General features: G+C 48.1%; 2 protein-coding genes. Both read left to right on the top strand.

Going from position 1 to position 2,476, the window contains the following annotated elements; translation table 11 throughout:
* A partial coding sequence (locus ABYW01_RS19300; protein ID WP_372835970.1) for a cupin domain-containing protein occupies positions 1-369 on the top strand: 369 nt, incomplete at its 5' end.
* A 135-nt stretch (positions 370-504) separates the two neighbouring features.
* The gene (locus ABYW01_RS19305) at positions 505-2,253 is read left to right on the top strand and encodes an SLC13 family permease (protein WP_372835972.1); all 1,749 of its coding nucleotides are present in this window, start codon (positions 505-507) and stop codon (positions 2,251-2,253) included.
* Positions 2,254-2,476 lie beyond the last annotated feature (223 nt).

The raw sequence follows: 2,476 nt of genomic DNA on the forward strand, positions 1-2,476 counted from the left end.
GCTCACGAAAGATCTGAATACCTTCAGCATCGGGAGGTTTACCGACCTTGGGGTAAATTTGACTCTATTGATGACGGTGATCGCTATCTGGTTAAACATATAACGGTGAATCCAGGGGAAAAACTTTCACTTCAGATGCATCATTATCGAGCAGAGCACTGGGTGGTTGTGAGTGGGACTGCTGAGGTGCGTTGTGGAGATAAGCTGATGTTGCTTTCAGAGAATCAATCTACTTACATTCCGCTTGGAGAAACCCATCAATTGCGTAATCCTGGGGAGGTGCCGTTGGAGATTATAGAGATACAATCAGGCGAATATCTGGGAGAGGATGATATTATCCGTTATGCCGATGACTACGGGCGGACTTGATTTTTCTATTCGCAAGTTACGTGGATAATAAGTAAGGCACTAAACCTTTCAAGTAAGCTCGATATTCATAAATGCGGGCCTATTTAGGTAAGTTTCCCATAGGGCAATAAACTCTTCGTTTGAACCGGGTCATAGATGGAACTACCGACATCGCTACAGTACATTTCGGTGATTATATCCTTAGCGGGCGTTATAGGGGCGTTGATTTTTTCACGCCTGCGTCCGCTTATTATCTTTTCTGTGGTAGTAACGTTTCTGTACGTTACTGGCGTTATCCCTTTCGAAGAACTTTCCATCAATTACGTGAACAGCTCTCTGCTGACGTTAGTCGTGTTGCTCCTGCTCTCGCTGGTATTGGAAAAAACGGTTCTGCTTTCCTATGTGGCGCGACAGGTTGTTCAGGGCGGGCTGAAAAGCATACTGTTTCGGCTGGGTCTTTTTTCTGGCATTACCTCTGCATTTCTTAATAATACCGCTGTAGTAGCAGCGTTGATGGGGCCGCTGCGTAAACAGTCTGGGATTCTAGGATCAAAACTGCTATTACCTCTATCTTATGCCTCTATTCTGGGTGGGATGCTTACCCTGATTGGCACGAGTACCAACCTGATTGTGAACAGTTTTATTGATCAGGCAGGCATGCAATCGTTTGGATTTCTGGATTTCACAGTGGTGGGCGGTATCGTTTTTGTCGTTTCCTTATTGGTGTTGGTTTTCGTTTCGGGGCGCTTATTACCCTCTCATCCGCTGCAGAATAGTGATGCAGATGTTTCAGAGTATTTTCTAGAGCGAATCGTGTCGGTCGGATCGCCTTTGGTTGGTCGTTCGGTGGTCGAAAACGGCTTGCGCAATCTGGAGAAGCTTTATCTGGTCGACGTTATTCGTGAGGATGCAGTTATCTCTCCGGTTGGTCCGGAAGAGGTTATCAAAGAACGCGATATTCTGGTGTTTTCAGGCGATCCTGGCGCTGTGTTCTTGCTTGAGGATATTGAGGGGTTGGAATCCCAGGAGAATCATCAGGATTTGATCCGGCATAATCTCGTAGAAGTGGTTGTTTCGCCGTCTTCCATCTTGCTGGGGCGGACGGTTAAAGAGTCGGATTTTCGTTCGCGTTTCGATGCGGCGGTTGTCGCTGTTAGGCGTGGTGAGTCGCGAATTGAAGGTGGGTTAGGGCGGCTTGAGCTAAGGGCGGGTGACGAGCTGGTTTTGGCGGTTGGGCCTGACTTTAAAGCACGAGATAACTTGGCGCGAAACTTTGTCATTGTTGGTGGTGTTGAAAACCGTACGTTGCTTGGATTATGGCCGAGCGTGGGGGTGATTGGTGGTTTTCTTACGGCTATTGGTTTGGCGGCTGTGGGTGTGGTTTCCTTCTTTAAAGCGTTATTGGTATTGCTAGTACTGTTTGTGGCCTTGAAGTTGGTGACGTTGGATGAGTTGCGTCGTCGCTTTCCGTTTGAGTTGGTCTTGGTGATCGGAGGCGCGCTGGGATTGGCTCAGGCGATGGTGAGTACCGGTGTGGCTGCGGATATTGCATCCATTGTTAACAGCGTATTCGGTAGTTTTGGCGTGTATGGCGCTTATATTGGGGTATTTGTGGTGACTTGGTTGCTGACCGAGTTAGTCACCAATAACGCAGCTGCGGCGTTGGTGTTTCCGATTGCGCTGTCGGTTGCACAGCAGTGGGGTGTGAGTCCGTATCCGTTTTTTATGGCGGTGGCTTTTGGGGCGAGTGCGAGTTTCTTGTCGCCGTATGGGTATCAGACCAATCTGATGGTGTTCAGTGTTGGGCGGTATAGCATTCGGGATTATTTTAGAGCGGGTGCGCCGGTGTTGGTGGCGTATAGTGTAACGGCGGTGTTGATGATACCGGTGGTTTTTCCGTTTTAGGTTGATGAGATGGTCTCCTCCCGTCCTACGGCGTCACAATGCGCCAAGATAGAACTATACATATCACTATCTGGTGGATACATAGGAGGAGACCATGATTAAGCCTAGTGTGATTGGACTCGATTTAGCAAAAAATATCTTTCATCTTGTGGTGTTGAATCAACACTGTCGTGACATCAAGCAAAAACGATTACGTCGCGCACAACTCGCACAACACTTTGCC

This window comes from Pontibacterium sp. (assembly GCF_041587635.1).
In the GTDB taxonomy this organism is placed as follows: Bacteria; Pseudomonadota; Gammaproteobacteria; order Pseudomonadales; family Balneatricaceae; genus Pontibacterium.